20 protein-coding genes are annotated in these 25,910 nt (G+C 64.0%); 13 read left to right on the top strand and 7 right to left on the bottom strand.

The features are described from left to right. Positions 1-244: 244 nt before the first annotated feature. The 3 genes from Q0D45_RS11500 (at position 245) to Q0D45_RS11490 (ending at position 4,000) form a co-directional block, all read left to right on the top strand. Positions 245-913 carry a nitroreductase gene (locus Q0D45_RS11500; protein WP_293392858.1) on the top strand — a complete coding sequence of 223 codons (669 nt, stop codon included), beginning with the start codon at positions 245-247 and terminating at the stop codon, positions 911-913. A 138-nt stretch (positions 914-1,051) separates the two neighbouring features. After that, positions 1,052-1,747, top strand: coding sequence for a mobilization protein (locus Q0D45_RS11495; protein WP_293392855.1), 696 nt, complete (start codon positions 1,052-1,054; stop codon positions 1,745-1,747). Between the two features lie 375 nt (positions 1,748-2,122). Further along, positions 2,123-4,000, top strand: a complete 1,878-nt coding sequence (locus Q0D45_RS11490; protein WP_366946419.1) for a DUF1302 family protein — start codon at positions 2,123-2,125, stop codon at positions 3,998-4,000. A 56-nt stretch (positions 4,001-4,056) separates the two neighbouring features. On the opposite strand, the gene Q0D45_RS11485 is transcribed toward Q0D45_RS11490, so the two are convergent. Further along, complete coding sequence (locus Q0D45_RS11485) at positions 4,057-4,914, bottom strand: PA4780 family RIO1-like protein kinase (protein WP_293392850.1); 858 nt, start codon at positions 4,912-4,914, stop codon at positions 4,057-4,059. A 120-nt stretch (positions 4,915-5,034) separates the two neighbouring features. Between Q0D45_RS11485 and Q0D45_RS11480 the strand changes: the two genes are divergently transcribed. From Q0D45_RS11480 to Q0D45_RS11465, 4 genes are all read left to right on the top strand, one after another. Beyond that, positions 5,035-5,382, top strand: coding sequence for an FKBP-type peptidyl-prolyl cis-trans isomerase (locus tag Q0D45_RS11480; protein WP_293392848.1), 348 nt, complete (start codon positions 5,035-5,037; stop codon positions 5,380-5,382). A gap of 100 nt (positions 5,383-5,482) precedes the next feature. Next, complete coding sequence (locus Q0D45_RS11475) at positions 5,483-6,385, top strand: alpha/beta hydrolase (RefSeq protein WP_293392845.1); 903 nt, start codon at positions 5,483-5,485, stop codon at positions 6,383-6,385. 170 nt (positions 6,386-6,555) lie between these two features. Beyond that, the gene (locus Q0D45_RS11470) at positions 6,556-6,711 is read left to right on the top strand and encodes a hypothetical protein (protein ID WP_293392842.1); all 156 of its coding nucleotides are present in this window, start codon (positions 6,556-6,558) and stop codon (positions 6,709-6,711) included. 141 nt (positions 6,712-6,852) lie between these two features. Next, entirely contained in the window at positions 6,853-7,200 is a 348-nt protein-coding gene (locus tag Q0D45_RS11465) for a zinc ribbon domain-containing protein YjdM (protein ID WP_293392839.1), read from the top strand. A 15-nt stretch (positions 7,201-7,215) separates the two neighbouring features. Here the strand turns inward: Q0D45_RS11465 and Q0D45_RS11460 are convergent, their stop codons facing one another. Further along, positions 7,216-8,235, bottom strand: a complete 1,020-nt coding sequence (locus tag Q0D45_RS11460) for a 2-dehydropantoate 2-reductase (RefSeq protein ID WP_366946420.1) — start codon at positions 8,233-8,235, stop codon at positions 7,216-7,218. A 204-nt stretch (positions 8,236-8,439) separates the two neighbouring features. Here Q0D45_RS11460 and Q0D45_RS11455 point away from each other — a divergent pair, with 204 nt between their 5' ends. Continuing rightward, positions 8,440-9,264: a hypothetical protein gene (locus tag Q0D45_RS11455; RefSeq protein ID WP_293392835.1), complete on the top strand. Its 825-nt coding sequence runs from the start codon at positions 8,440-8,442 to the stop codon at positions 9,262-9,264. Positions 9,265-9,270: 6 nt separating this feature from the next. On the opposite strand, the gene Q0D45_RS11450 is transcribed toward Q0D45_RS11455, so the two are convergent. From Q0D45_RS11450 to Q0D45_RS11440, 3 genes are all read right to left on the bottom strand, one after another. Further along, positions 9,271-10,539, bottom strand: coding sequence for an Hsp70 family protein (locus Q0D45_RS11450; RefSeq protein ID WP_293392833.1), 1,269 nt, complete (start codon positions 10,537-10,539; stop codon positions 9,271-9,273). A 171-nt stretch (positions 10,540-10,710) separates the two neighbouring features. Next, positions 10,711-12,351 carry a chaperonin GroEL gene (groL, locus tag Q0D45_RS11445; RefSeq protein ID WP_293392830.1) on the bottom strand — a complete coding sequence of 547 codons (1,641 nt, stop codon included), beginning with the start codon at positions 12,349-12,351 and terminating at the stop codon, positions 10,711-10,713. 79 nt (positions 12,352-12,430) lie between these two features. Continuing rightward, the gene (locus Q0D45_RS11440) at positions 12,431-12,721 is read right to left on the bottom strand and encodes a co-chaperone GroES (protein ID WP_022978204.1); all 291 of its coding nucleotides are present in this window, start codon (positions 12,719-12,721) and stop codon (positions 12,431-12,433) included. A gap of 306 nt (positions 12,722-13,027) precedes the next feature. Between Q0D45_RS11440 and Q0D45_RS11435 the strand changes: the two genes are divergently transcribed. Next, complete coding sequence (locus Q0D45_RS11435; protein ID WP_293392823.1) at positions 13,028-14,308, top strand: acetyl-CoA C-acetyltransferase; 1,281 nt, start codon at positions 13,028-13,030, stop codon at positions 14,306-14,308. Between the two features lie 49 nt (positions 14,309-14,357). On the opposite strand, the gene Q0D45_RS11430 is transcribed toward Q0D45_RS11435, so the two are convergent. Together Q0D45_RS11430 and Q0D45_RS11425 are read right to left on the bottom strand one after the other, a co-directional pair. Then, positions 14,358-15,737 (bottom strand): DUF1501 domain-containing protein, encoded by a 1,380-nt coding sequence (locus tag Q0D45_RS11430; protein ID WP_293392820.1) that lies wholly within the window; start codon positions 15,735-15,737, stop codon positions 14,358-14,360. A gap of 25 nt (positions 15,738-15,762) precedes the next feature. After that, complete coding sequence (locus Q0D45_RS11425; protein ID WP_293392817.1) at positions 15,763-17,337, bottom strand: DUF1800 domain-containing protein; 1,575 nt, start codon at positions 17,335-17,337, stop codon at positions 15,763-15,765. A gap of 567 nt (positions 17,338-17,904) precedes the next feature. Here Q0D45_RS11425 and Q0D45_RS11420 point away from each other — a divergent pair. The 4 genes from Q0D45_RS11420 to Q0D45_RS11405 form a co-directional block, all read left to right on the top strand. Then, the gene (locus Q0D45_RS11420; protein WP_293392814.1) at positions 17,905-18,459 is read left to right on the top strand and encodes a hypothetical protein; all 555 of its coding nucleotides are present in this window, start codon (positions 17,905-17,907) and stop codon (positions 18,457-18,459) included. 514 nt (positions 18,460-18,973) lie between these two features. Continuing rightward, a complete protein-coding gene (locus Q0D45_RS11415) occupies positions 18,974-22,750 on the top strand; it encodes a polysaccharide lyase family 7 protein (protein WP_293392812.1) in 3,777 nt (1,258 codons plus the stop codon). Between the two features lie 169 nt (positions 22,751-22,919). After that, complete coding sequence (locus tag Q0D45_RS11410) at positions 22,920-24,338, top strand: amino acid permease (protein ID WP_293392809.1); 1,419 nt, start codon at positions 22,920-22,922, stop codon at positions 24,336-24,338. A 43-nt stretch (positions 24,339-24,381) separates the two neighbouring features. Next, the coding region (locus tag Q0D45_RS11405) for a sodium:alanine symporter family protein (RefSeq protein ID WP_293392806.1) at positions 24,382-25,910 on the top strand (1,529 nt) is incomplete at its 3' end.

The raw sequence follows: 25,910 nt of genomic DNA, 5'->3' as shown, positions 1-25,910 counted from the left end.
CATCCCCTGTCAACTCCTCGTCTCGACCAGCCCGTGAAGCCAACTCCACCTTCCCAATCCCTCTCAGCGGTAGCCGCTGCGAGGGGGCGAATTATAGGGCCGTTCGATGGCCTGTCAACGAAGAAATCGAACTTTTCCTGAAAATATCTGCTGACCACCGAAATCAGCCGCCAACGAGACAACTTCCATATGGATGCCGATACTTCACAACGAGCATCCCGCCAGATTGAAGAACCATCACCTAATGACCGTCACCGAAGCGCTGCAAACCAGAATCTCGACACGCGCCTTCCTTCCCCGTCCCGTTTCTGAAGCCACGATCCGCGACATCCTCGACGTTGCCCGCTGGTCACCCTCGGGCGGCAACATGCAGCCGTGGAAAGTGATCGCGGTTGCCGGTGTGGCACAACAGGCAGTCAAGGGACTGGCTCTGAACTATCCCGGTATGTTGCCGGCCGAAGACGGCGAACGGCCGATGTACCCGGCCAATCTGTGGGAACCGTATCGCAGCCGCCGCTACAAGATCGGCGAAGACATGTATGCCTTGCTCGGCATTAGCCGGGACAACAAATCCGCTCGACTTCGCCAGTTCGCACGCAACTTCGATTTCTTCGGCGCGCCGGCCGCCCTGTTTTTCGTCATCGACGAACGCATGGGGCACGGGCAGTGGGCGCATCTGGGCATGTTCATGCAGTCGGTGGCACTGGCGGCAACCGAGCGCGGTGTGGCGTCCTGCTTCCAGGAAATCTGGGGCACGATGCGTACAACCTTGAAGCAACATTTCCAGATCGGCGATCAGGAAATGATCTACTGCGGCATGTCGCTCGGCTACACCGATCCAGAAGCCCCGGTCAATCGGCTGCGATCGGATCGGGCAAGTGTCGACGAGTTCGCAAGCTTCCATTTCGACTGAGCATCGTCGCCGCCCGCTGTCGGCTCGCAGCGGGCGACAATAGCGACTGCTCGCGGCAGACGGCATAGGCCGTGCTTGCAGCCGCAGCACCTTTTACAACCGACAGCCGAACACGGCGTCCCCTACGGAGCTACAGGCATGGCAACCATTCATTTCATCGGCGGCGAGAAAGGCGGGGTCGGCAAATCGCTGGTTGCGCGTGTGCTGGCGCAGTACCTGATCGACAACGGCAAGCCCTTCATCGGCTTCGACTCCGACCGTTCGCATGGCGCCCTGCTGCGCTTCTACGCTGGCTTCGCGTCACCGATCGTCGTCGACGATTTCGAAAGTCTGGACAAGGTCATGGAAGCAGCCGCCGATCATCCGGACAGCCAGATCGTCGTCGATCTCGCGGCGCAGACTCATCTGCCGCTGGTGACCTGGATGGATGACTCCGGCGCGCTGGAACTGGCCACCGAGCTCGGCATCCGCGTCCGCTACTGGCATGTGATGGACTCGGGCAAGGACTCGGTCGATCTGCTGCGCAAGCTGATCGACCGTTTCGACGATCATCTCGACTACGTGCTGGTGCTGAACCAGCTGCGCGGCGACGACTTCGGAATCTTCGACCAGTCCGGCGAACGTGAACGCGCACACGGCCTGGCGGCCGACATCATCAGCATGCCGCGCCTGCACGAAACGGCGATGACCCGAATCGACGCTCGCAGTACCAGCTTCTGGGCTGCAGCGAACAATGCCGACAAGGAGCTGACCGGTCTCGGCATGCTCGAACGTCAGCGGGTCAAGATCTGGCTCAACAAGGCCTACAAGCAGCTCGAAAAGCTCGATCTGTAGTTGATAGCGGCGGAAGGCGATCGAACGCCTTCCGCTTCAGCCGGCGCTTCTTCAGCGCAGTGCTGGCTCGATTCTCAGACCTCGATCCCTGATCGTAACGGCCTGGATTTTCCTGTGTCTGACATCACGAGCTGTGGCGCATCGACACGATCGCCGCCGCCGAATCGCGTGCCGGTCCACCGAACGCCCAGTTTTATTTCGCCTTCCAGCCGACAAGCCCTCAAGTAAGGCCGACGCGAGCCGCAATACAAAGGGCTGAACTTCCGCATGCCGTCGAAAGACGGCACAAGCATCGGTTCCGGACTTCTTCCGTCACGCGAAGAAACGGTTCACAGCAGGTGCGCGGGAGCCGTTTCGAACTCTGGAGGACAATCAATGAGAACAAAGCATCTGGCAGGCGCGCTCCTGATCGGAATGATCTCTGCTGCATCTTCATCAGCCTCGGCAGAGGATGAATTGCCAAGCAGCAAGAGCGATTGGCTGTCGAATCTCGGCGGCCTCAATCTGACCATCGGCGGCTTCATTCGCTCGGAAACCGCCTTCACGACATCAAACGGCAAGCTCAATCCGTTCAATCAGAACGGCGATCCGTACAACGGTGTCGCAACGCCGCGCAACGGAGCGTTCGCCGATACAACGACGCGCAGCGGCGTCAACCAGACGCAGGTCGTCAACCTTCAGCTGTTTCGGGGTGAACTGGAAACCAAGCTGCGGCTCTCCAGTTCGTTCAGCGCAGTCGCCCGTGTTCGCGCCGTGTTCGATCCGGCCTTCTACGCCGAATATGATTCAAATGGAGTCAACAGCCAGGCAGCCGGCCGGCTCAACGGTCGGCCTGACTACTTCCAGTACGACGTCGAAGGGTCGGCGCGCGGACAGCCGCTGGAATGGTCGGGCCGTCAGTATCTGATCGACCTGCCGGCGCTTGTCCTTGAATACAGCAATGACGCGCTCAGCATTCGTGCCGGTGTCCAGCAGATTGCCTGGGGCCAAGCGATCTTCTTCCGGGTGCTCGACGTGCCGGATGGTCTCGATTTCCGCCGTCATTCGGTGCTCGATCTCGCCTCCGAAGAGTTTTCCGACAAGCGTGTTTCGGCGCCCGCAGTGCGGGTGACCTACTCCTTCGACGATCACTGGATGGGCGATGCCTACGTGCAGAAGTTCCAGCCTTCTGTGTATTCGAATCCGAACACGCCGTACAACGTCATTGCTTCCCAATTCACCGTGCATGATCAGTACGCCAAGTTCGATGACAAGGTGGACGCCGGCTTTCGCGTCAAGGGCGATTTCGGCGGCGTGGGCGTGCAGGCGATCTATGCCCACCGTTACAACCCGGAAGGCGTCTTTCGCTGGACCGCTTCGGGTGTGAACAGAGACCTTCCTGGCCTGGTGGGCTCGGGCGCCGCCATGCAAGGCACGCCGCTGGAAGTCGATTCCACTGGCGTCTGGTCTGGAGACGAATGGTTTCACTACGCCGGCCTGGCGAGGCTGAACGGCGTCTCCGCGCTGAATGCCATCGTCAACGAGTTCCAGCCGTTCACCGGTGCGCTGGGTGCGATGCCGGTCACCGACTATGCCGGTGCCCATCAGACGCTCGACTCATTCTTCCAACTCGCCGGCGGTGCGCTGGTGGGCACCAACAATGCCGGTCTGCGCGGCCACATCGCCCGCGATTACCGCCGCGAAGACGATATCGGCTTTGGCGCCAGCCATATCTTCGACGGCTCGCCGGGCTCGTTCCTCGAACAGCTGATCGTCAACTTCGAAGCGCTTTACGTTCCCAACCGTACCTTCACCGATCCATCTCTCCGACAGGCGTTTGTCGAGAAGGGAGAAGTCACGGCGGCGCTGGTGGTCGAAAAGTATCAGCGCTTCAGCACCGAGTTTCCCGCCACTTACTTGGTCGCCCAGGGCATCTACAAATCGCATAGCGATCTGTTCGGCCGCTATCTCGGCGGCATGGGCGGCGACGCCAGCAAGGAGTCACCCGGGATCGGCGGCGGCTACAAGGCGATCGCGTTGGCGTTACAGCAGCCATTTCCGAACCTGATCTGGCGGGCCGACCTTGCCCTGCTCTACGACCTGCAGGGCGGCGTGTTCATCCAGCCGACGCTGAAGTGGAAGCCGAACGGCGCGATCACCATCGATGCGTTCTACAACTATCTGAACGGACAGCTCGGCAACAAGAACGAGAATATCGTCGGCACGCTGGATTTCGCCGACGAAGTAGGCATGCGGATCGCTTATCAGTTCTGAGCGGCCAGGCCAGCAGCTCTCGGCCTTTCAGGCAAGCCGAGAGCTGCCCGCCGCGATCAATCCTCTTCTTCAGCCTGCTCGCGGCCGCGTTGGCGAGCTTCGGCTTCCCAGCGCGCTTCCTCGATCTGTTCGAGCACGCCGTCAACGTCCGCTGCTCCTTCGGGGAAGATGAATTCGCCAGTGAGCACGCTGTCGGGGCGCAATTCGGCAGCCTCGAACAGTGCCCATATTTCGTGGGCGAACCAAGTTTTGCGCAGTTCCGGTGCCTGCCGGCCGCAGTAAGCAGTGATGTTCTCGACATCGCGCGCCAGCATCCGGAAGGCGTTGTTGTTGCCCGAGGCATCGATCGCCTGCGGCAGATCGATGATCACCGGGCCATCCGGCCCGAGCAGCACGTTGAACTCCGACAGATCGCCATGGATCAGGCCGGCGCAGAGCATGCGCACGATCTGGTTCATCAGGAAGGCGTGCCAGGCGCGTGCTTCATCCGGCGTCGGCGTCACATCGTTGAGGCGCGGCGCCGGCGCGCCGTTGCCGTCATCGACCAGTTCCATGACCAGCACGCCATCGAAATAGCCATGCGGCTTCGGTACCCGCACGCCCGCCGCTTCGAGCCGATACAGCGCATCGACTTCAGCGTTCTTCCAGGCTTCTTCCTGCTGCTTGCGGCCATGCTTGGAGCGCTTGCCCATCGCCCGCTGGTCACGGCTGCCGCGGGCGCGGCGGCCTTCCTGATACTCGGCGAGCTTGTGGAAGCCGCGCTTCTCGGCCTCCTTGTAAACCTTGGCGCAGCGGATGATCGCGCCACAGGCGACGACATAAACCGAGGCTTCCTTGCCGCTCTTCAGTGGGCGGATCACCGCATCGATGATGCCGTCTTCGATCAGCGGTTCGAGGCCGCGAGGAATTTTCATCTCCCATTGTGAACGATCTGCTCGCCACAGCCGGTGACCGGACATGCTCGAAGCACTGCGCAGCCCGCTATTCTTCGCCGCCCGACCGCAAGGTCATTCCCCAGGACAGGACACGACACGATGATCACCACGCCCTCCGGCTTGCAGTACGAAGACACCATCGAAGGTACCGGCGCCGCAGCCGTGGCCGGCCACAAGGTCAGCGTTCATTACACCGGCTGGCTGTACAAGGACGGCGTTGCCGGCAAGAAATTCGATTCGAGCAAGGATCGCGGCCAGCCGTTCGCGTTTCCGCTCGGCGGCGGCCGCGTGATCCGCGGCTGGGACGAAGGCGTGCAGGGCATGAAGGTGGGCGGCACCCGTCGTCTGGTGATTCCGTCCGAGCTGGGCTACGGCGCCAGCGGTGCCGGCGGCGTGATTCCGCCGAATGCCACCTTGCTGTTCGAAGTCGAACTGCTCGGCGTCTGATCGGCCAGCCTCGCCCCGGTTTCGCCACCCGATCGGGTATGGCGCAACCGGGAGCGGCCCGCGAGTCTCGCCGGACAACAAAACGGCGAGGAGAAGCAGCATGCGCAAGAACATCGAATTCAAGACCACCGACGGCGTCACCTTGCGCGGCTGGCATTTCCTTCCGGATGGCGTCAGCGGCCCGGTGCCCACCGTGGTCATGGCGCATGGCTTCTCGGCGACCAAGGAAATCTTCCTCGACAAGTACGCCGAGCTGTTGGCGAAATCCGGCATCGCCTCGCTGGTCTACGACCATCGCAACCTCGGCGCCAGCGACGGTGAGCCGCGCCAGGAAATCGATCCCTGGGCGCAGATCAACGGCTATCGCGATGCCATCACTTTCGCCGAAACCCTGCCGGAAACCGATGCCTCGCGGATCGGCGTATTCGGCTCCAGCTACAGCGGCGGCCACGTGCTGGTGGTCGGTGCGATCGATCGTCGCGTGAAGTGCGTGGTGTCGCAGGTGCCGCTGGTCGATGGCCCGCGCAACGCGCAGCGGGTGATCCCGGCCCATCTGATGTCCGGCATGCGGGCGATGTTTGATGCCGATCGTCGCGATCGCTTTTTCGGCAAGCCGCCAGTGCGCCTGCCGGTGGTTTCCAACGACGGCAGCCCCTGCGCCCTGCCGACGGCCGACAGCTACGAGTTCATGGTCAACGTCGCCGGCCGCGCCACCGACACCTGGATCAACGAAGTGACGCTGCGCTCGGTCGAGATGTTCATGGAGTACGACCCAGGCGCCTACATCTCCCTGATCAGCCCGACGCCGCTGCTGATGCTGGTGCAGCGCGAAGATCATCTGACCATCGCCGATCTCGCACTGGCCGCCTACGAGGAAGCGCGTCAGCCGAAAAAGCTGATCACCATGCCCGGCGGCCACTTCGCGGCTTACATCGACAACTTCGCGACCGCCGGCCCTGGCACGCGCGACTGGTTCGTCGAGCACCTGCAGCCAACGCAGTAATCGGCTCGGAAGGACCATCGATCCGGCGAGCGCTACCGGCCATTTCCGGTCAGCGCCGCTGGTTCGCTGCAGCCGCACGTTCGTCGTCATCGAGCTTCCAGCGGTGGTGGACAGGCGCAGTCTTTCGCTCACACCGGCCATCCCGCGCCGGGCCGCCAAGGAGTGAAGCCATGATGATTTCGATCGCCGCATCCCGCGCCCTGCGCGCCGCCGCCGAACGCCAGCGCGAGCAGCAGACCGGCCAGCACCCGCGCCTCAAGACACCGTCGATTTCCGGCCAGCAGCCGGCCGCCAATGCGCCGTCCCGTCAGGGCTCGTCGCGTTAAGCCCACACCGGCAAGCAGCAGAACTTCTCCTCATCACGAAGCCCGGCACTGAAAGCCAGTGCCGGGCTTCGTGATGTCTGCGGCTTCGTCCAGCGATCCGTAGAATGCGCGGCCCGCTTCGGCCGCTTCCATACGCTCACGATGACTTCGACGATTCCGCCCTGCCCCGTCTGCGCGATGGAAAACACCTACCCGGACGGCGCGAACTACCTCTGCGCCGATTGCGCGCACGAATGGCCGATCACCACTGCAGTGGAAGCAGCGGACGATGACGAGACGCTGGTGGTCAAGGATGCCAATGGCAATCTGCTGGCCGATGGCGACAGTTGCGTGCTGATCAAGGACCTGAAGGTCAAGGGCACGTCGATCACCCTGAAGGCAGGTACGAAGATCAAGAGCATTCGTCTGGTCGGCGGCGATCACGATATCGACTGCAAGGTCGACGGCACGCCGTACATGCTGAAGGCGATGTACATGAAGAAGGCTTGAGCCTTCTGCCGCTAATTAGCGCGGCCTGATTGCCCGGTACAACTCGTCTGCCGTCCAGTCTCGCCGGCCGCCGCGCTCAGCCGCTTTCACCAGCGCTACCAGGGCCACATTGACTGGCGCTTGCCGTCCCAGCGCTGCCGCGAGCTTCACCACTTCGCCGTTGATCCAGTCGACTTCGGTGCTCCGTCCGGCTTCGAGGTCTTCCCAGGTTGATGAGCGCGCCAGTGGATCGATTGCGACCATCTGCCTTGCCAGCCTGCTGAACAGGAAATCCGGCACCGACAGCAGCATCGGCAGCCATCGCGGATTGACCTTGGTCAACCGGGTCAGCGGAATGTCCGCCGCCTTCAGCACCGCCAGGGTCTCGCGCTGCGCCGCGGCCAGGCACAACCTGAATCCGCGTTGCGACAATTCTGCCTTCAGCGGCAAACCGCTCAGCGCATTGATCGCATTGTTCAGGTTCAGCAGCAGTTTCGACCACTGCACCGCGCGCATGTCGGCGTGCTGCACCAAGGGCAGACCGCAGCGCTCGAACGCTGGCAGCAGCGGCGCCAGCGCGGCGTGCGCCTGTACCGCCAGCGCGCCATCGGAGCCGTGATGGAAACGTCCCTGCCCGCGCGCCAGCACGTTGAACGGCACCATGCCGGCGAGCACCGTCACTGCAGACAAATGCGCTCGAAGCACTTCCGCGTTGCCGATGCCGTTCTGGAAACTGATCACCAGCGAACCAGGCTTCAGCCGCAGCGCCAATTCCTGCGCGGCCTGGGCAGTCGCCGCCGACTTCACCGTGACCAGCACGACATCGGCTGTGCGAACGGCATCAGGATCAACACCGAAGCGAGCGATTCCGGGGGCGACCCGATGCTCGGCCCCATGCAGATCGGTACTCAGCAAACCGTGCTGCGCAAGCTCGTCGCGCATGCGCGCGCGGCCGACGAGCTGCAACCGGGCACCGGTGGCCAGCAGGCGGCCACCGAGATAGCAGCCGACGCTGCCGGCGCCGTAGACGCAGATTTCCGGCTCGGCCTGATCCATCACATCACCCGGCACAGCTGGCTCCTCTCTGTCGGTTTGCAGACGGTCTGTCGCCGCTCATCGCGGCACGATCATAGGGGAGTTCGGCAACCGCAATCGACGGCTGCGAACGCCGCTGCACCAGCATTTGGCATATCGCGTGCATATCTGGTGCAGCAGCCCAGAATCGCTCGGCTGGCAGCAGCTTGTTCGTCGGAGGAAGGAATGTCTTATTGCAGCACTCGCCTAGTTGCAGTCCTGGTTGGTACCAGCCTCATCACTGCCTGCGCACCGCTGGTGCCGCAGCGCGGGCTCGATCGCAAGCCGCAGGCCGAACTCGATGCCGCAGCCCGTATTCCGGTGTTCACCGCCGGCGGCACTGCGCCGCCGGCCTCGGCGGTGGTGGTCGGCCCGGTGGAAGCGCATTCCTGCCAGTTCTGGGAGTTCGCCGATCCGGCCAGCCCCGAGGACGCGATCAAACGCCTGCAGTTCGCGGCACTGGAAAAGGGCGCCAACGGCATCATCGAAGAGAGCCACGCCAAGGACGAAAAGAATCGCTGGGCCAGCCGCTGCTGGGACAGCTACGTAGCGCGCGGCACCGCGGTGAAGTTCGACACTGCGGTAGTGCAGGCAGCCGCTGCGGCAGCGCCTGCCCCGATAGCTGCTGCGCCACCGACCGCAGCAACCGCCGTCTCCGCCAGTTCCGGCAGCACGCTCGTGACTGCCGGCGAAGGCCGTACCGAGCTGATGGACTGGATCCGTCGCCTGGCGATTCCGCGCGGCAACTTCATCGCCCGGGGTCCTGCCGACGGCAATATCGACTGGATCGGCATCGATGCCGAAATCGGTGCCTGGCAGGTGCAACTGCCACGCGCCACCGGCAGCGCAGCGGTCAGCAGCAAAGTCACCGACAGCGGGATCGCCCTGGTCCCGGGCATCAGCCGACTGACGCTCAGTTCACGTCAGCTTGGTTACGAGATGAGCGCCTCGTGGACTTACACCGCCGCCGGCACCTGGGAGATGAGCGACCGGCTGGTGCGCCGGCTGTAGTAAAACTCAGCCAGCACTGAACAAGCGCGCTGCGTAGACACCGAGCCCGCGCGCCACGCTGGCGAACGGATCGCCGTTGACCGAATCGGCCTTGGCGAATGCGGCGGACAGCGCCGCGCGCAACGCGCGGATGCCGGTGGAGCCGCCGGTGAAATAGATCGCGTCGATCGCCTCGGGCGCCAGGCCCGCCTCGGCGACCGTGGCGACAGCAGTCTGCACGATCTTGTCGATCGCCCCTTCGATCGCGCGCGCCAGCAGCTCGCCGTCGACGTCGATGCCAAGCCCTGCTTCGATGAAATCGAGATCGAGGCGCGTGCTGCCGCCCTCGGCGACCTGCACCTTGGCGTCCTCGACGAGGCCGGCGATGCGATGTCCCTCGCGCTCGCGCAGCACCTTCATCAAGCGCTGATGGTGCACGGCCTGGTCGTAGAAGATGTCCAGGGTCGCAGCACTGGCCAGCGACTTGCGCGTGTACAGAAAATTGATCTGGTGCCAGGTCGACAGTTCGAAATAGATTTGCGACGGCACCTGCTTGCCGCCTCTGCCGCGCGCGCCGAGACCGAGACAGGTCATTGCCGAACGCAGGCTCAGGTACTGATCGAAATCGGTGCCGGCGATGTGGATGCCGCCGTTGGCGAGCACGTCCTCGCTGCGATCGAGGCGCTGCGCGCGCTCCGGCCCGAGGCGAACCACCGAGAAATCCGAGGTGCCGCCGCCGATGTCCGCGACCAGCACCAGACGGTCGCGATCGAGCGTGCGCTCGTAGTCGAGCGCGGCAGCGATCGGTTCGTACTGGAAGCGCACATCGCGAAAGCCGACCGCTTCGGCCAGTTCGCGCAAGGTGGTTTCGGCGAGCTGATCGCGTTCCGGATTGTCATCGACGAAGTGCACCGGCCGGCCGAGCACGACGTGGCTCAACTCGCCACCGGCCGCCGCTTCGGCACAGCGCTTCAGGTGATTGAGGAAGCGGCTGATGATGTCGCGATAGGCCACCGGCTGGCCTTCGATGATCGTCGTCTCGTTGATCAACTCGCTACCGAGCAGGCTTTTCAGCGAGCGCATCAAGCGGCCGCCGTAACCGGCCTGGTATTCGCTGATCGCCTGACGGCCGTAGGCGATGTGATGCTCGTCGGCGTTGAAGAACACTGCCGTCGGCAAGGTTTCGCGCTCGCCTTCGAGCGGCACCAGGTGCGCACCTTCGGACCGGTTTTCAGCAGTGCCGATGCAGACGGCGGAGTTCGAGGTGCCGAAGTCGATGGCGGCGTAGGAAGTCATGGCGGGCTACGGGTGATGCCACGCAACAAGCCTCGCGGCCCGGCGCGGAAAACGGCCGCGCAGTTTACTCGCCCTGGCTTCGACTGCGATCGACTACCGCGCAACCAGCAACGGAAAAGGCCCCGTTTCCGGGGCCTTTTCGTTACTTCATGCCGCTGGAAGCAGGGAGACTTAGAAGTCGCCCATGCCGCCCATGCCGCCGCCGCCGGCCGGCATCTGCGGGCCTTCGTTCTTGGCCGGCAGTTCAGCGATCATCGCTTCGGTGGTCAGCAGCAGGGCTGCAACCGAGGCAGCGTTCTGCAGCGCCAGACGGGTGACCTTGGCCGGGTCGATGATGCCGGCTTCGATCATGTCGCCGTAGGTGTCGTTGGCGGCGTTGTAGCCGTACGAATCCTTGCCGCCCGAGACCTTGTTCAGCACGACCGACGGCTCGCCACCGGCGTTCTTGACGATCTGACGCAGCGGCTCCTGGATCGCGCGGTGCAGGATGCGGATGCCGACCGTCTGGTCGTCGTTCGCGCCCTTCAGCTTTTCCAGCGCCTTGGCAGCGCGCACGAGGGCCACGCCGCCGCCGGCGACGATGCCTTCTTCAACGGCCGCACGGGTGGCGTGCAGCGCGTCTTCGACGCGAGCCTTCTTTTCCTTCATCTCGATCTCGGTGGCAGCGCCGACCTTGATCACGGCAACGCCGCCGGCGAGCTTGGCAACGCGCTCGTGCAGCTTTTCCTTGTCGTAGTCGGAGGTGGCATCTTCGATCTGCTTGCGGATCTCGTTGACGCGCGCTTCGATGTCGGTGCTCTTGCCGGCGCCGTCGATGATGGTCGTGTTCTCTTTCGAGATCTGGACCTTCTTGGCGGTGCCGAGATCGGCAACCGTCGCCTTCTCGAGGCTCAGGCCGACTTCTTCCGCGATGACCGTGCCGCCGGTCAGGATCGCGATGTCCTTGAGCATTTCCTTGCGACGATCACCGAAGCCCGGCGCCTTGACGGCGGCGACCTTGAGGATGCCGCGCAGGTTGTTGACCACGAGGGTGGCCAGCGCTTCGCCTTCGACGTCTTCCGAGATGATCAGCAGCGGACGGCCCGACTTGGCAACGCCTTCGAGCACCGGGAGCAGTTCGCGAATGTTCGCGATCTTCTTCTCGTTGATCAGGATCAGCGGGTTTTCCAGCTCGACCTGCTGGCTCTGCTGGTTGTTGATGAAGTACGGGCTGAGGTAGCCGCGGTCGAACTGCATGCCTTCGACGACGTCCAGCTCGTTCTCGAGGCCCGAACCGTCTTCAACGGTGATGACGCCTTCCTTGCCGACCTTGTCCATCGCGGTGGCAATGATTTCGCCGATCGCTTCATCGGAGTTGGCGGAGACGGTGCCGACCTGGGCAATCGCCTTGCGGTCCTTGCACGGCACGGACATCTTCTTGATTTCGGCGGTGACGGCTTCAACGGCCTTGTCGATGCCGCGCTTGATGTCCATCGGGTCGGTGCCAGCGGCAACGGCCTTCAGGCCTTCGGCGAGAATCGCCTGGGCGAGCACGGTGGCGGTGGTGGTGCCGTCGCCTGCTGCATCGGAGGTCTTCGAAGCGACTTCCTTCACGAGCTGGGCGCCCATGTTCTCGAACTTGTCCTTCAGCTCGATTTCCTTCGCGACCGAGACGCCGTCCTTGGTGACGGTCGGGGCGCCGAACGACTTGTCGAGAATCACGTTGCGGCCCTTCGGACCCAGCGTGACCTTGACGGCGTTGGCGAGAATGTTCACGCCATTGGCCATGCGGCTGCGGGCGTCATCGGCGAATTTGACTTCTTTGGCTGCCATGTTGATTTCCTCTTGTTGCGGAATAGGGGGTTAAGACTGGACCCCGGCTTTCGCCGGGGTGACCTTCAGAAGCTCAAGGTCACTTGCCGAACACGGCAAGGATGTCGTCTTCGCGAAGGATCACCAGATCCTTGCCGTCGACCTTCACTTCGGTACCCGAGTACTTGCCGATCAGGATGGTGTCGCCGATCTTGACGTCGACGGCGTGGATCTTGCCGTCATCGCTGCGCTTGCCCGGGCCAACGGCAACCACTTCCGCCTTCAACGGCTTTTCGGCCGCGGAGTCCGGGATGATGATGCCGCCGAGGGACTTCTTCTCTTCTTCGAGACGCTTGACGATGACGCGATCATGCAAGGGACGCAGACTCATGTTCTCAACTCCTTAATATGGGTTGCTGATGATTCCGGGAGGGCGGTTGATCGTTCGCGCCGAAGGCAGGTCGGAATCATTCGTTGTTAGCACTCTCTCCCGGAGGCTGCTAATTCTTAGGGGCCGGCCTCTGGGATTCAAGGGGCAAACCGGTTTTTTTGCTCGGCTGGCGACGATCTTGCCCTCCTGAGATGACAAATCAGGGCATTCTAGTAAACAGTTGTAAACAAATCCGCTGGCGGCGGTACAATGCTGCATCGCAATAGCCGCGACACTTCCCCAACAATTGGTAGTCGGAGAGACACGATGAAACCTTACGGCCGCAAAGTCGCCATCCTCGGCGGCGCGCGCATTCCGTTCGCCCGCTCCAACGGCGCCTACGCCACCCGCAGCAACAGCGACATGCTGACCGCGGCGCTGAAAGCCACGGTCGACAAGTTCCAGTTGCACGGCGAGCGTCTGGGCGAAGTCGCGGCTGGCGCGGTGCTCAAGCACTCGCGGGATTTCAATCTGACCCGAGAATGCGTGCTGTCTTCGGGCCTGTCGGCGGAAACCCCGGCCTATGACCTGCAGCAGGCCTGCGGCACCAGCCTGGAAACGGTGATGACGGTCGGCTCGAAGATCGCCCTCGGGCAGATCGAATCGGGCATCGGTGCCGGTGTCGATACCGCATCGGACGCGCCGATCGGCGTCGGCGAAGGCCTGCGCAAGATCCTGCTCGAAGCCAATCGCGCCAAGACCACCGGCGCGCGCCTCAAGGCCTTCGCCAAATTCCGGCCGTCGGATCTGGTACCGCTGATTCCCGGCAACAACGAGCCCCGCACTCGCCTGAGCATGGGTGCGCATTGCGAAATGATGGCCAAACAGTGGGGCATTCCGCGCGAAGAGCAGGACCAGCTGGCGCTGGAATCACATCAGAAAGCCGCCCTCGCCTATGACTCCGGCTTCTTCGGCGATCTGGTGGTGCCGTACGCGGGACTGTCCCGCGATAACAATCTGCGCGGCGACACCACGCTGGCCAAGCTCGCAACGCTCAAGCCGGCTTTCGACAAGCTCAACGGCACGCTGACCGCCGGCAATTCGACGCCGCTGACCGATGGCGCCGCTGCCGTGCTGCTGGCTTCGGAAGACTGGGCCCGGGCGCATGGCCACAAGCCGCTGGCGTATCTCACGGCCTATGAAACCGCCGCCGTCGACTTCGCTGCCGGCCGCAAGGACGGCCTGCTGATCGCTCCGGCGTTCGCCGTGCCGCGGATGCTGGCGCGGATGGGATTGAAGCTGCAGGACTTCGATTTCTACGAAATCCACGAAGCCTTCGCCGCTCAGGTGCTGTGCACGCTGAAGGCCTGGAACGATCCGAAGTTCTGCAAGGAGCGCCTGGGCCTCGACAAGCCACTCGGCGAGATCGATCGCTCGCGCCTGAACATCCGCGGCTCCAGCTTGGGCGTCGGCCATCCGTTCGCGGCGACCGGTGCCCGCATCGTTGCCACCCTCGCGAAGATCATCTCCGAGAACGGCGGAGGCCGCGGGCTGATCTCGATCTGCACCGCCGGCGGCATGGGCGTGACGGCGATCATCGAAGGCTGAGCGATCCTGCAAGCAGGATCGCTGACGCCCGGCCAAGGATGGCCGGGCGCTAGCCGAGAAACCCCAGGTCCTTGGTCGGAAACTGCTGCAGGTTGGGGAAGACCGTTGCCAGGTCGGCATCGGACACGCCGAACCAGCGCGACAAGGTGGCGCCGTACTGGTCGACCGAGGTGGTCGGCAACCAGCGGCCTTCGCTGGTGACGTCGTCCGGGCCGCCGAGCGCGTGTTCGGGAAACTGCCCGTAGAAGCGCTGCCCGCGCACGGCGCCGCCCATCACCAGATGATGGTTGCCCCAGGCGTGGTCGGTGCCGCCGCCGGAAGCCGGCTTCAGGGTGCGGCCGAAATCCGACACCGTGAACGTGGTCACCTGATCGGCCATGCCGAGCTGGGCCATCGAATCCTGGAAGGCTTTCAGCGCCGGGCTCAGCTGGCCGAACAATTCTTCCTGTGTCTCGACCTGGCTGTTGTGGGTGTCGAAGCCACCGAGCGTGACGTAGAAGATCTGCCGCGAAACCCCCAGCGTGCTGCGTGCTTCGATCATCCGCGCGGTCTGCAGCAGCTGCTGGGCGATGCCCGAAGACTGGCCGCTGAACAAGCCGTTGATCGATGAGGATGTGCCGGTCAGGATCGGGCTCAGCGCGCTGCTGCTGGTCAGCGCTGCACTGACCGTATCCTGCGCCGACATCGCCAGCACGTTGCTGCGATCGCTTTGCAGCAGCTGGTTCATCGAGCTGTTCAAGCTGCTGCGGTAGCTGCCACCGAAATTGGTCAGCCCGAAGCTGCCCGACGAGGGCACCGACAGCGACATCGTCGCGTTGCCGATCGCGAACAGATCATTGCGGCCCCAGGCGACCAGAGGCGGCACCGGCGCCGCACCATTCGCCGAACGCACGGCATCGGCCAGCCGACCGCCCCAGCCGGTACGCGAACTGCCCTGGCTGACGGCCGATTGCCACTGGCTCTGCTGATCGGCGTGCGAGAACAGATTGTCCGGCGTCAGCGTGCGATTGCCGTAGCCAGCCTTGGTCAGCGGCCGCGCCAGCGTGCCGACATTGAACAGCACGGCCAGATCGCCGGCGTTCCAGACCTGCTGCAGTTCAGTGAGCGCCGGATGGGCGCCGAACGCGGCATTGCCAGCTGCTGGCTGCAGCACCAGCAGCTGCGACCGCGGCAAGCCGATACCGCCGCTGCCTGCCGTGTAGTCGCCTCGGATCGCCGCGTACTTGCCGTAGCCGGTGGTGTCGTTCGGCACGATCAGGTTGTTGCCGTCGTTGCCGCCGAGCAGGAACACGCAGACCAGCGCCTTGTAGTCGCCGAAGCTCTGCGCTTGCGCGGAGAAGCTCGGCAGCGTGTTGAGCAGCAGGCCGCCGCCGAGGCAGCCGAGACCACTGAGGAAATCACGGCGCGAATGATTGGTGGGTGTGTGCATGGCGGAAGTCATGTCTCTGGGCATGTCATTGAGCAACCTGGTACTGCGCCGACGACAGCGCGAGGTAGAGCGCAGCACGGGCGCGCGACGCGGTGTCGGTCGCGGGGATCGTGCTCAGCGTGGTCTGGATGGTGATGCGGGAAGCGAACGACATCGCACCGTGGAAGAACAGCAGATCGATGCGGTCGAGCAGCGCCGAAGGATCGCCGGCCAGGGCTTGCCAGGCGCTCAAGTCCAGCTGCGTGCCGATGGCACCCGTCACGGTCGAATCGGCCGTCACCGGGCCGCTCAGCAAGCGGGCCAGCAGGTTGATGCGCTCGAAAGCGGTGCCGGCGGTGTAGAGGCCGAAGCTCGGCCCGACCAGCTCGGTGCCCTGGATCGGATAGTCGGACGGATAGAAGCTGAACACCGACGGCGCCTGATAGATGTTCTGGCCCATCAGCGTGCTGCGGGCGCGCAGATAGACGCCGTCGCTGCTGCCACCGATGCCACGCATCATGTTGGCGAGAAACAGGCCCGGCTCGCGCAGCTTGCCGTAGTCCGCTGCGGTCTTCAGATCGCCGCGCGCTTCCGGATCGAGCAGGATCGCCCGCACCACTGCGCCCAGATTGCCGCGCTGGCCGTGGCTGTCGCGATCGAACACCGCGGTGATCCGGGCGACGTAGGCCGGGCTCGGGTTGCTGGTCACCAGATGCTGGATCAGCTGCCTGCCGATGAATGGCCCGACATTCGGGTGACCGGCAATGTTGTCCATCGCCTGGCCGAAATCCTGATCCTGGCTCTGGTTCGCCGGCAGCACGACGCCGCTGAGCAGCGACTTGGCACCGGTATCGTGCCGGTCGGCAACGGCCACCATCGGACCGGTGAAGTGCCGCGGGCTGTTCCAGCGGATCGGGCGCCCGTCTTTCGGCGGATAGGTCCAGCCGGTGAAGACATGGGCGAAGCCTTCGACCGTGTCCTGGTCGTAGCTCGGAATCGTCCGGCCCTGGCCGTCCTGCTTGCGACTGCCGTCCGGGTTCAATTCATAGACGCCGAGCGAGAACAGCTGCAGCACTTCGCGCGCGAAGTTTTCGTTCGGTTCGACGCCGCCGATCGGATTCGGACGATCGTTGTTGGCCATGTCCAGATAGCGCCCCATCACCGGGCTGACCGTGACCTGCTCCAGCAGTTGCCGGAAGCTGCCGAAGGCGTTGTCGAGCAGCATCTGCTGGTAGCCGGCCATGGCATAGGTGACCGCCACTTCGTTGCCGGAAGCGACGAAAATCTGCGACAGCGCGAATGCCACCCGCTGGCGCAGCTGATCGGGCCCGTTCATGGCATTGCGGAAGAAACGGGTCTGGATCGGGAACAGCGAATAATTGTCGCGGCCGCAGGTCGCGATGGCCGTGCTCGGACAACCGATGCTTTGCGCCGCATCCATCACCGGATAGCCCGCATAGCCGGTCGCCGGCAGCGACAACTGGCGGTCGATCCAGCCGGCGACGCCGGCGGCCTGTACCTCGGCAATCGTGCTCAAGCTCGGGCCGAAGCTGGCCTGTTCGAGCAAGCGGACGGCGTCGGCCGTCGAAACGGCAGAAACCGGGGGCAGCGGAACAGGCACGGGTTCCGGGGCCGGGGCTGGAACGGGCGCAGGGCCGGGCTCCGGGATCGGGGCCGGCGTCGGAGCGGGTGCAGGAATCGGCGCTGGTTCCGGAACTGGAATCGGTTCCGGCACCGGAGTCGGCGCTGGTTCCTCCGGGACGGGGACCGGAGCTGGTGCAGGCATCGGCTCGGGAACCGGAACCGGAACCGGAACCGGCTCTGGTTCCGGTGTTGGCACCGGCGCGGGAGATGGCGCAGGCCCCGCCGGTTCCGGCGTGGTGCCGCTGGATGGCGTCGATGTCGGACTTCCGCCACCACCACCGCAACCGGCAACGAGGCTGGCGGCAACCAACCACGTAATGGCGAGAACCCTGACCTGCATGACACTACCTCCGCTCCTTGGATGTAGTGCGTTTCGGCCACTTATGAAAAATCTTTACTTGAAAACTATTCCCGGTAGCGATCAAGAGACAACCGGTGGCCGGGCGGTCCCAATGACGCCAGGCCAGCAACCATCTGTCATCGCCTGAACTTAGTATCGGGCACCGCGTGCCGGCGCTCGCCGGCACCCAGCAGTACGAGCCAGATGTACGGGGATGACATGAGGGCGTTTGAAGCCAATGGGATCGCGATCTCTATCGCGCTAGCGCTTGCTCTGCCGAGTCCGGCCAGTGCCGATACGGAGCCGGGGCCTATTTCCTTCGCTCCGATCAACAACGCCACCTCGTCGAAGTATTACGAAAGCAAGGTGGCGACGATCAGTGCAATCGACGCTCCCTCGCCTATCAGCATTACGAACGGCTTGTACAAGCTCAATGATGGGCTGTACACGGAACAAGCCGGAACGGTCAACGTCGACGATCGGGTCAGCGTGCTGGTCAAAGCATCGAACCGCTCGGCGAGGTCTGTCTCCGCAACGCTGACCGTCGGCGGCGTTGCAGCCTCCTTCACAGTCACCACCGGCGGCGCGATCGACACGATACCCGACAGCTTTTCGTTCTCGGCAGTGAAAGATGCCAAACCGGGCGCGGCCTATGTCAGCAAGCCGGCCCTCAGCACCGGCATCACCAGATCAATACCGGCAGCTTCAGCAGCCTGGCCGGAACGGTCAGTGCCGGTGATCAGATCTATGTCGAAGTGATTGCTCCGAGCCCCGACGGCACCGCGACCACCGCTGTGGTCACCGTTGGCGGGGTGTCGGGCTCATTCACGGTCACTACGGCGGCAATCGACGCGGCCGGCACCGAACAGACTCCAGCTCTGCCTGCGGTCCGCTGATCCCGCTCACCGAAAGCGGTCTGTTGTCGAAGAAAGCTCAGCCCGGCGCGGGGCTGTCCACCGCCGACATCGCCCGGAGACCGAGCGACCTGGAAATAGGCAGTCAATCCAGCCCACTATTTGTCATAACAAAAACTTATTATTAGCAACCGGTGTGCCCAAGACGATCTTTGGCGTGAATTTCGCAACGATTTTCTCTTGGCTGCCTCGATAAACCGAAAGCAAGACTGCTACGCCTTCGGCCGCGACTCGCGCTTGCAAATGCCCGCAGTAGGGGCTCGATGTACGGGGAAAAAATGATGGTGCTTGAAGCCTGCCGGATACGGCCAGCCTTTGTGTGGACCACGAAACGTCGATCGTGGGCCCGAGTGCCCGGCTTGGCCGCATTGGCGTTTGCCCTGCTCTGTCCGATCGTGGCCCAGGCCGCGCCAGGCCCGCAGAGCCGGCAGACACAGGTCGCCGATACCGAGCCGGATCCGTTTTCGTTTGCCACGATCAACAATGCCACGCCCGGCATCGGCTACGCCAGCGAGCCGCTTACCGTCACCGGCATCACCGGCCCCTCGCCGATCAGCGTTGTGGTCGGCGCCTACAAGATCAATGACGGACCGTATGTATCGCAGTCCGGAACGGTCAACCTCAACGACAGAGTCGTGGTGCTGGTCAGATCGTCAACCCGCTCCAACAAGTCGGTCGCGGCAACGCTGACCATCGGCGGCATTTCGGCGACCTTCACCGTCAACACCGGGGACCTCGACACGGTGCCCGACAGTTTCTCGTTCGCACCCGTGAACGATGCCGAACTCGGCAGGACCTATGTCAGCGCACCGGCGACCATCAGCGGAATCACCGAGCGTGCAGCGATCGTCGTCACCGGCGGCCGCTACCGGATCAACGACGGCGCTTTCACCAGCGCGGAAGGAACAGTCAGTCTCGGCGATCAGGTCTACACCGAAGTCGTCGCCTCGTCCTCGGCCAGCACTGCAAAGACGGCCACCCTCACCATCGGCGGTGTCGCGGGATCATTCACGGTCACCACAGCAGCCGGCACGACGCTCGATCCGGTCCCGGACAGCTTCTCGTTCGCGGCAATCAACGACGCCGTACCTGAGGCAATCTACGTCAGCGCGCCGGCCACGATCACCGGCATCACCGGCCCATCACCGATCAGCGTCAGCGGCGGCCGCTACCGGATCAATGCTGGCGGCTTCACCAGCGACGCCGGCACGGTCAACGCGGGGGATCAGATCTATGCCGAGGTCGTCGCCTCGTCGCTGGACAGCACCGCGACGACGGCTACCGTCACCGTCGGCGGCGTTGCCGGCGCCTTCACGGTCACCACCGCAGAACAAACGCAACTCGACCCGATCCCCGACGACTTCTCGTTCGCCCCGGTCAACGAGGCCGTTCCGGGCGCGACCTATGTCAGCGATCCGGCGACGATCACCGGCATCACCGGCCCCTCGCCGATCAGCGTCAGCGGCGGCCGCTACCGGATCAACGCCGGTGGCTTCACCAGCGCATCCGGTACGGTCAACGCCGGCGATCAGGTCTATGCCGAGGCCATCGCCTCATCGTCGGACAGCACCGCGACGACCGCCACCGTCACCATCGGCGGCGTCACGGCAAGCTTCACGGTCACCACGGCAGCCGACACGGTGCTCGACCCGGTGCCCGACCGCTTCTCGTTCGCGCCGGTCAACGAAGCCACCCCGGGCACGACCTACGTCAGCGTGCCGACCACGATCACGGGCATCACCGGCCCGTCGCCGATCAACATCAGCGGCGGCCGCTATCGAATCAACGATGGCAGCTTCACCAGCGAAGCCGGCACGGTCAACGCTGGCGATCAGGTGCGCGCCGAAGTCATCGCCTCGTCGCAAACCAGGACCGCCACGACTGCGACGATCACCATCGGCGGCGTCGCAGGAACCTTCACGGTCACCACCTCGGCCACCGACACGGTGCCCGACAGCTTCTCGTTCACGCCGGTCATCAATGCCAAGACCGACTCGGCCTACACCAGCAACCAGGTGATCATCACCGGCATCAACGCCCCGTCGCCGATCAGCATCGTCGGCGGCTTCTATCGCCTCAACGACCGCTCGAACACCTCGGTGTCCGGCACCGTCAATGTCAATGACAAGGTTCGCGTCGTGGTCAGGTCGTCGAAACTGGCCAACACCACGGTGGTCGCAACCCTGACCGTCGGCGGCGTCGCGACCAGCTTCAGCGTCAACACCGGCGGATCCAGCGACACGGTGCCCGACAGCTTCTCGTTCGCGCCGGTCGCGAACGCCAGCACCGGAGCAACCTATGTCAGCGCCCCGGCGACGATCGCTGGCATCACCGCCCCATCGCCGATCAGCGTCGCCGGCGGCCGCTACCGGATCAACAGCGGCAGCTTCACCAACGTCGCGGGCACGGTCAACGCGGGCGATCAGGTCTACGCCGAAGTCGTCGCCTCCAACTCGGCCGGAACAGCAGCTACAAGCACGGTCACCATCGGCGGTGTCGCGGCTGCCTTCACGGTCACCACGGCGACCGCCAACGACACCGTACCCGACAGCTTCTCGTTCGCAGCGGTCAACAACGCGACGGCGGGCACGACCTATGTCAGCAACCCGGCGACCATTACCGGCATCAGCGGCCCGGCGCCGATCAGCGTTGCGGGTGGCCGCTACAGGATCAACAGCGGCAGCTTCACCACCATTGCCGGAACGGTCCGCGCAGGCGATCAGGTCTACGCAGAGGCCGTCGCCGCCACCTCGGTCAATACCGCAACAACCGCCACGATCACCATTGGCGGGGTCTCAGGAAGCTTTACGGTCACCACGTCGACCAATGACACGGTGCCCGACAGTTTCTCGTTCACGCCGGTCTTCAACGCCAAGCTGAGCAGCAGCTACGTCAGCAATCAGGTGACCATCACCGGCATCAACGCCGCTTCGCCGATCAGCGTCGTCGGCGGCTATTACCGGCTCAACGACCGCTCCAACACTTCAACGTCCGGAACGGTAAAAGTTGATGACCGGGTCAGTGTCGTGGTCAAGTCGTCCAGCGCCAATAGCACGGCAACGGTCGTGACTCTGACCATCGGTGGCGTCTCGTCGAGTTTCACGGTGACCACCGTCTCCAATGTACCCGCCGATACTGTGCCCGACAGCTTCTCGTTCGCGTCGGTGAACAACGCCACGCCGTCGACGATCTATGTCAGCACTCCGGCGACCATCACAGGAATCAATGGTCCTTCGCCGATCAGCGTTTCCGGGGGCCTCTACAAGATCAATGACGGACCCGCCACGGCAAGCGCCGGGACGGTCAACCCCAATGATCGGGTCAGTGCGCAGCTGACGTCGTCCAGCCAGGACAGCACGGCGGTCACGGCCACCGTGAACATAGGCGGCGTTCGGGCTCCCTTCACAGTGGCCACCGCCGGTTCGACGAGTGATCTGCCCCGTCCCGCCGAAGTGCTGGATTTCAGCCATTGGAAACTGACACTGCCCGTCAACAGCAGCGGCAACACCAGCGGTGCGGCTGCCGAGATCATGCCGGCGGTACTGGTCGGCCCGCCTGGCTATACCTCCGAGTACCTGTATACGGACGACACTGGCGCAGTCGTGTTCTACGCACCGACCAATGGCGCCAGCACCACTCCGGGCGAGGGCTCGGACAACGCACGCAGCGAACTGCGCGAGTTGTACAAGGTGCCGTCCGGGCCGACCGAATGGACCAACTCGATCGGTGGCACGCTGACCGCCCTCTGCCGTGTCGACAAGACGCCGGCGGCCAGGAAGCAGGTGATCATCGGCCAGATCCACGGGCTGTCGTCGATCCTGGTGCTCTTGGTCTACGACGAGGGACTGCGCACAGTCGAGGCGCGCTACTACAACAGCCCCGGCGGCTCGACCTCCAAGGTGACGCTCGCCAGCAATGTGAAGATCGGTGACCGGATCGACTATCGCATCCAGTGGATCGGCTCGACCTTGTCGGTGACCGTCAATGGCAAGACCGACAACCGTCAGACGGCATCGTCATGGAACGGCGTCAAGGTCTACTTCAAGGCCGGCGCCTACAGCGGCACCGGGAATAGCGGCAATCCGGCAGGGGATGCCAGCCAGGTCGCCTTCTTCAATCTCGACATCCAGCACTGATCCCGCGGGCCATCGGCACAGGCGCCGATGGCCCGCGGCTTGCGGCCCTCGAAACGACCTTTCGCGCCGCTTTCGGCGGCTGCTTACTGAAACCGCCCCCCGTCGGCATACTTCCCGCATATAACAGCGTCGTGCTGCCGTCCGGCGAAAATTCCAAGGGGAGTGATTGATGAGCCTGTTCCGTACCAAGCCGATCGAGACCGATCTGGAGAAACAAACCGGCCTCAAGCGCAGCCTGAATGCCTTCGATCTGGTCATGCTCGGGATCGGCGCGATCATCGGTACCGGCATCTTCGTGCTCACCGGCAAGGCGGCGGCAGTCAACGCCGGTCCCGCCGTGGTGCTGTCGTTCATCGTCGCCGGCCTGGCTTGTACCTTCGCGGCACTGTCCTACGCAGAACTATCGTCGTCGATCGGCGGCGCCGGCAGTGCCTACGGTTACGGTTATGCGGGGCTCGGCGAATGGCCGGCCTGGATCATCGGCTGGATGCTGGTGCTCGAATACGCAGTGGCGGTGCCGGCGGTATCGGCGGGCTGGTCGGAGTATCTGAACAACGGCCTGCAAGCGATCGGCTCCGGCCTGCCCGCGACGCTGACCCACAGTTTTCTCGATACCCAGCATCCAGGCCTGGTCAATCTGCCGGCGGTACTGATCATCGCCACGCTCGGCTTCGTGCTGGCGAAAGGAGCCAAGGTCGGTGCGGTACTCAATGCGGTGATCGTTGCGGTCAAGCTGGCGACCATCTTCCTGTTCATCGGCGTCGCCGTGTTCCATGTCGACCCGACCCTGTGGCATCCGTTCATTCCGGCGGAAGTCGTCGATGCCGACGGTGCCAAACACTTCGGCTGGGGTGGCGTGTTCGACGGCGCTTCGAAGATCTTCTTCGCCTACCTCGGTTTCGATGCCGTCTCGACCGCCGCCGAAGAAACCAAGAAACCCTCGCGTGATCTGCCGATCGGCATTCTCGGTTCGCTCGGCGCCTGCACGATTCTCTACATCGTGGTGTCTGGGCTGCTGACCGGCATCGTGCCGTACTCGACTCTGAACGTCGGTTCGCCCGTCGCTTATTCGCTGCTACAGATCGGCCAGAAAACGGCCGCCGGGCTGATCTCGATCGGCGCCATCGCCGGCCTGACGACGGTGATGCTGGTGATGTTCTACGGCCTCACCCGCGTGCTGTTCGCGATCTCCCGCGATGGCCTGCTGCCGCCGTTCTTCGCTCGCCTGCATCCGACCACGCAGACACCGGTCGGCTCGATCATCGCCGCCGGCGGCGTGATGCTGCTGCTCGGCGGCTTCGTGCCGCTCGGCGAACTGGCCGACACCGCGAACATCGGCACGCTCGGCGCGTTCGTCATCGCCTGCGTCGGCGTGCTGGTGCTGCGCCGTACCCGGCCGGACCTGAAGCGGCCATTCCGCGCGCCGTTCGGGCCGTTACTGCCGGTGCTCGGCGTACTGTCCTGCGGCTATCTGATGACCCGCCTCGGCCAGACCACCTGGACCGCGTTCGCGATCTGGCTGGTGATCGGCCAGGCGATCTACTTCGGCTATTCGCGCCGCCACGCCGTGCTTGCCCGCGCTGCCTGATCCGTCGTTCCGCAGCACCCGTTTGTAGCACTGGGGTACGACGATGAATCAGTTTTGGGCGGCCATCGATGCCGTCAACAACACGCTGCTGTCAGCGCCGATGCTGCTCGCCCTGCTGGCGATCGGCGTGCTGTTCTCGGCCTGGAGCAAGTTCTGCCAGTACCGTTCGCTGACCCATGGCGTGGCGCTGGTTGCCGGCCGTGGCATCGACACCTCGCACGGCGAAGGGGCGCTGACCCACTTCCAGGCGCTGACGGCCGCGATGAGCGGCACGGTCGGCCTCGGCGCGATTGCCGGCATGGCCATCGCGGTCGATTTCGGCGGGCCGGGCGCGGTGTTCTGGATGTGGGTGGTCGGCCTGGTCGGCATGGCGCTGAAGACCACCGAAGTGACCTTGTCGCTGCTCTATCGCGACACCTCGGAGCCCGGCAATCCGCATGGTGGCGCGATGTACGTGGCGCGTGACGGGCTTGCCGAACTGAATCCGAAGCTCAAACCCTTCGGCCGAGTCGTCGGCGTGTTCTTCTGCTTCGCGCTGCTGCTGTTCGCCTTCACCGGCGGCAACATGTTCCAGACCTGGAGCGTGGCCGATACCACCCGCGAGTACTTCGGCGTACCCACCTGGATCACGGGCGTGATCCTCGCCAGCGTGGCCGGCGCGGTGATCCTTGGCGGCATCAAGCGCATCGGCAATGTCACCAAGACTTTGGTGCCATTCAAGTGCGGCGTCTACGTGATCGTCGGCATCTACGTGATCCTGCACGAGGCCGACAGCCTGCCGGCGCTGTTTTCGCTGATCGTCAGCAGCGCGTTCTCGCCAACCGAAGGCGTCGGCGCCTTTGCCGGCGGCTCGCTCGGCGGCGCGTTCATGTGGGGCATGAAGCGAGCGCTGTTTTCCAGCGAAGCCGGGCTCGGCACCGCGCCGATCGCCCATGCCGCGGTGAAGACGCCGGAACCGGTCACCGAAGGCGTCGTTGCCGGGCTTGAGCCGTTCATCGACACCATCTTCGTCTGCACGGTGACCGGCCTCGTCGTGCTGGCGACCGGCATCTGGAATCGCGCGCCAGCTGCCGTGTGGACTACACCGCCAGCGATCGTCGCGACCGCCAGCGGGCAATGGCAGCCGGACCTCGCGACCATCCCCGATCAATCCGGCCCGAGCAAGGAAGACTGGAAAGCCGGCGCACCGCTGTTCGTGATGGTCGATGCGGCCGGCACTCGCACGCGGCTGTACGGCGTGCTCGGTGACGATGCCCATTCGGTCAGCTGGATGCCGCTGGCCAGTGCTGCGGCACCGACCATTCTCGATACCGGCGTCTATGCCGACTATCGTGGCTCCACCCTGGTCGCCAAAGGCTTCGACAAGGTTCATCCGGGCCTCGGCCGCTGGCTGATCACGATCGCGGTCTGGGTCTTCGGCCTGTCCTGCATCATCAGCTATGGCTATTACGGCGAGCAGGGCGTGATCTATCTGTTTGGCCCGCGTTCGATCACGCCCTACCGCATCACTTGGTGCGTCGCAGCGGCCGTGGCCTGCTTCGGCTTCATCAAGACCAGCGGCCAGCTCGACGC

Origin of the sequence: Nevskia sp. (genome assembly GCF_023266035.1) — a bacterium.
Classification (GTDB): Bacteria; Pseudomonadota; Gammaproteobacteria; order Nevskiales; family Nevskiaceae; genus Nevskia.
The sequence above is the reverse complement of the archived record's forward strand: the minus strand, read 5'-3'. Positions and strand labels throughout refer to the sequence as shown.

Excerpts from the sequence above, each read along its gene's own strand:
- Q0D45_RS11500 (WP_293392858.1), top strand. The coding sequence starts at position 245 with ATGACCGTCACCGAAGCGCTGCAAACCAGAATCTCGACACGCGCCTTC.
- Q0D45_RS11495 (WP_293392855.1), top strand. The coding sequence starts at position 1,052 with ATGGCAACCATTCATTTCATCGGCGGCGAGAAAGGCGGGGTCGGCAAA.
- Q0D45_RS11490 (WP_366946419.1), top strand. The coding sequence starts at position 2,123 with ATGAGAACAAAGCATCTGGCAGGCGCGCTCCTGATCGGAATGATCTCT.
- Q0D45_RS11485 (WP_293392850.1), bottom strand. The coding sequence starts at position 4,914 with ATGAAAATTCCTCGCGGCCTCGAACCGCTGATCGAAGACGGCATCATC.
- Q0D45_RS11480 (WP_293392848.1), top strand. The coding sequence starts at position 5,035 with ATGATCACCACGCCCTCCGGCTTGCAGTACGAAGACACCATCGAAGGT.
- Q0D45_RS11475 (WP_293392845.1), top strand. The coding sequence starts at position 5,483 with ATGCGCAAGAACATCGAATTCAAGACCACCGACGGCGTCACCTTGCGC.
- Q0D45_RS11470 (WP_293392842.1), top strand. The coding sequence starts at position 6,556 with ATGATGATTTCGATCGCCGCATCCCGCGCCCTGCGCGCCGCCGCCGAA.
- Q0D45_RS11465 (WP_293392839.1), top strand. The coding sequence starts at position 6,853 with ATGACTTCGACGATTCCGCCCTGCCCCGTCTGCGCGATGGAAAACACC.
- Q0D45_RS11460 (WP_366946420.1), bottom strand. The coding sequence starts at position 8,235 with ATGGATCAGGCCGAGCCGGAAATCTGCGTCTACGGCGCCGGCAGCGTC.
- Q0D45_RS11455 (WP_293392835.1), top strand. The coding sequence starts at position 8,440 with ATGTCTTATTGCAGCACTCGCCTAGTTGCAGTCCTGGTTGGTACCAGC.
- Q0D45_RS11450 (WP_293392833.1), bottom strand. The coding sequence starts at position 10,539 with ATGACTTCCTACGCCGCCATCGACTTCGGCACCTCGAACTCCGCCGTC.
- groL (WP_293392830.1), bottom strand. The coding sequence starts at position 12,351 with ATGGCAGCCAAAGAAGTCAAATTCGCCGATGACGCCCGCAGCCGCATG.
- Q0D45_RS11440 (WP_022978204.1), bottom strand. The coding sequence starts at position 12,721 with ATGAGTCTGCGTCCCTTGCATGATCGCGTCATCGTCAAGCGTCTCGAA.
- Q0D45_RS11435 (WP_293392823.1), top strand. The coding sequence starts at position 13,028 with ATGAAACCTTACGGCCGCAAAGTCGCCATCCTCGGCGGCGCGCGCATT.
- Q0D45_RS11430 (WP_293392820.1), bottom strand. The coding sequence starts at position 15,737 with ATGCACACACCCACCAATCATTCGCGCCGTGATTTCCTCAGTGGTCTC.
- Q0D45_RS11420 (WP_293392814.1), top strand. The coding sequence starts at position 17,905 with ATGTACGGGGATGACATGAGGGCGTTTGAAGCCAATGGGATCGCGATC.
- Q0D45_RS11410 (WP_293392809.1), top strand. The coding sequence starts at position 22,920 with ATGAGCCTGTTCCGTACCAAGCCGATCGAGACCGATCTGGAGAAACAA.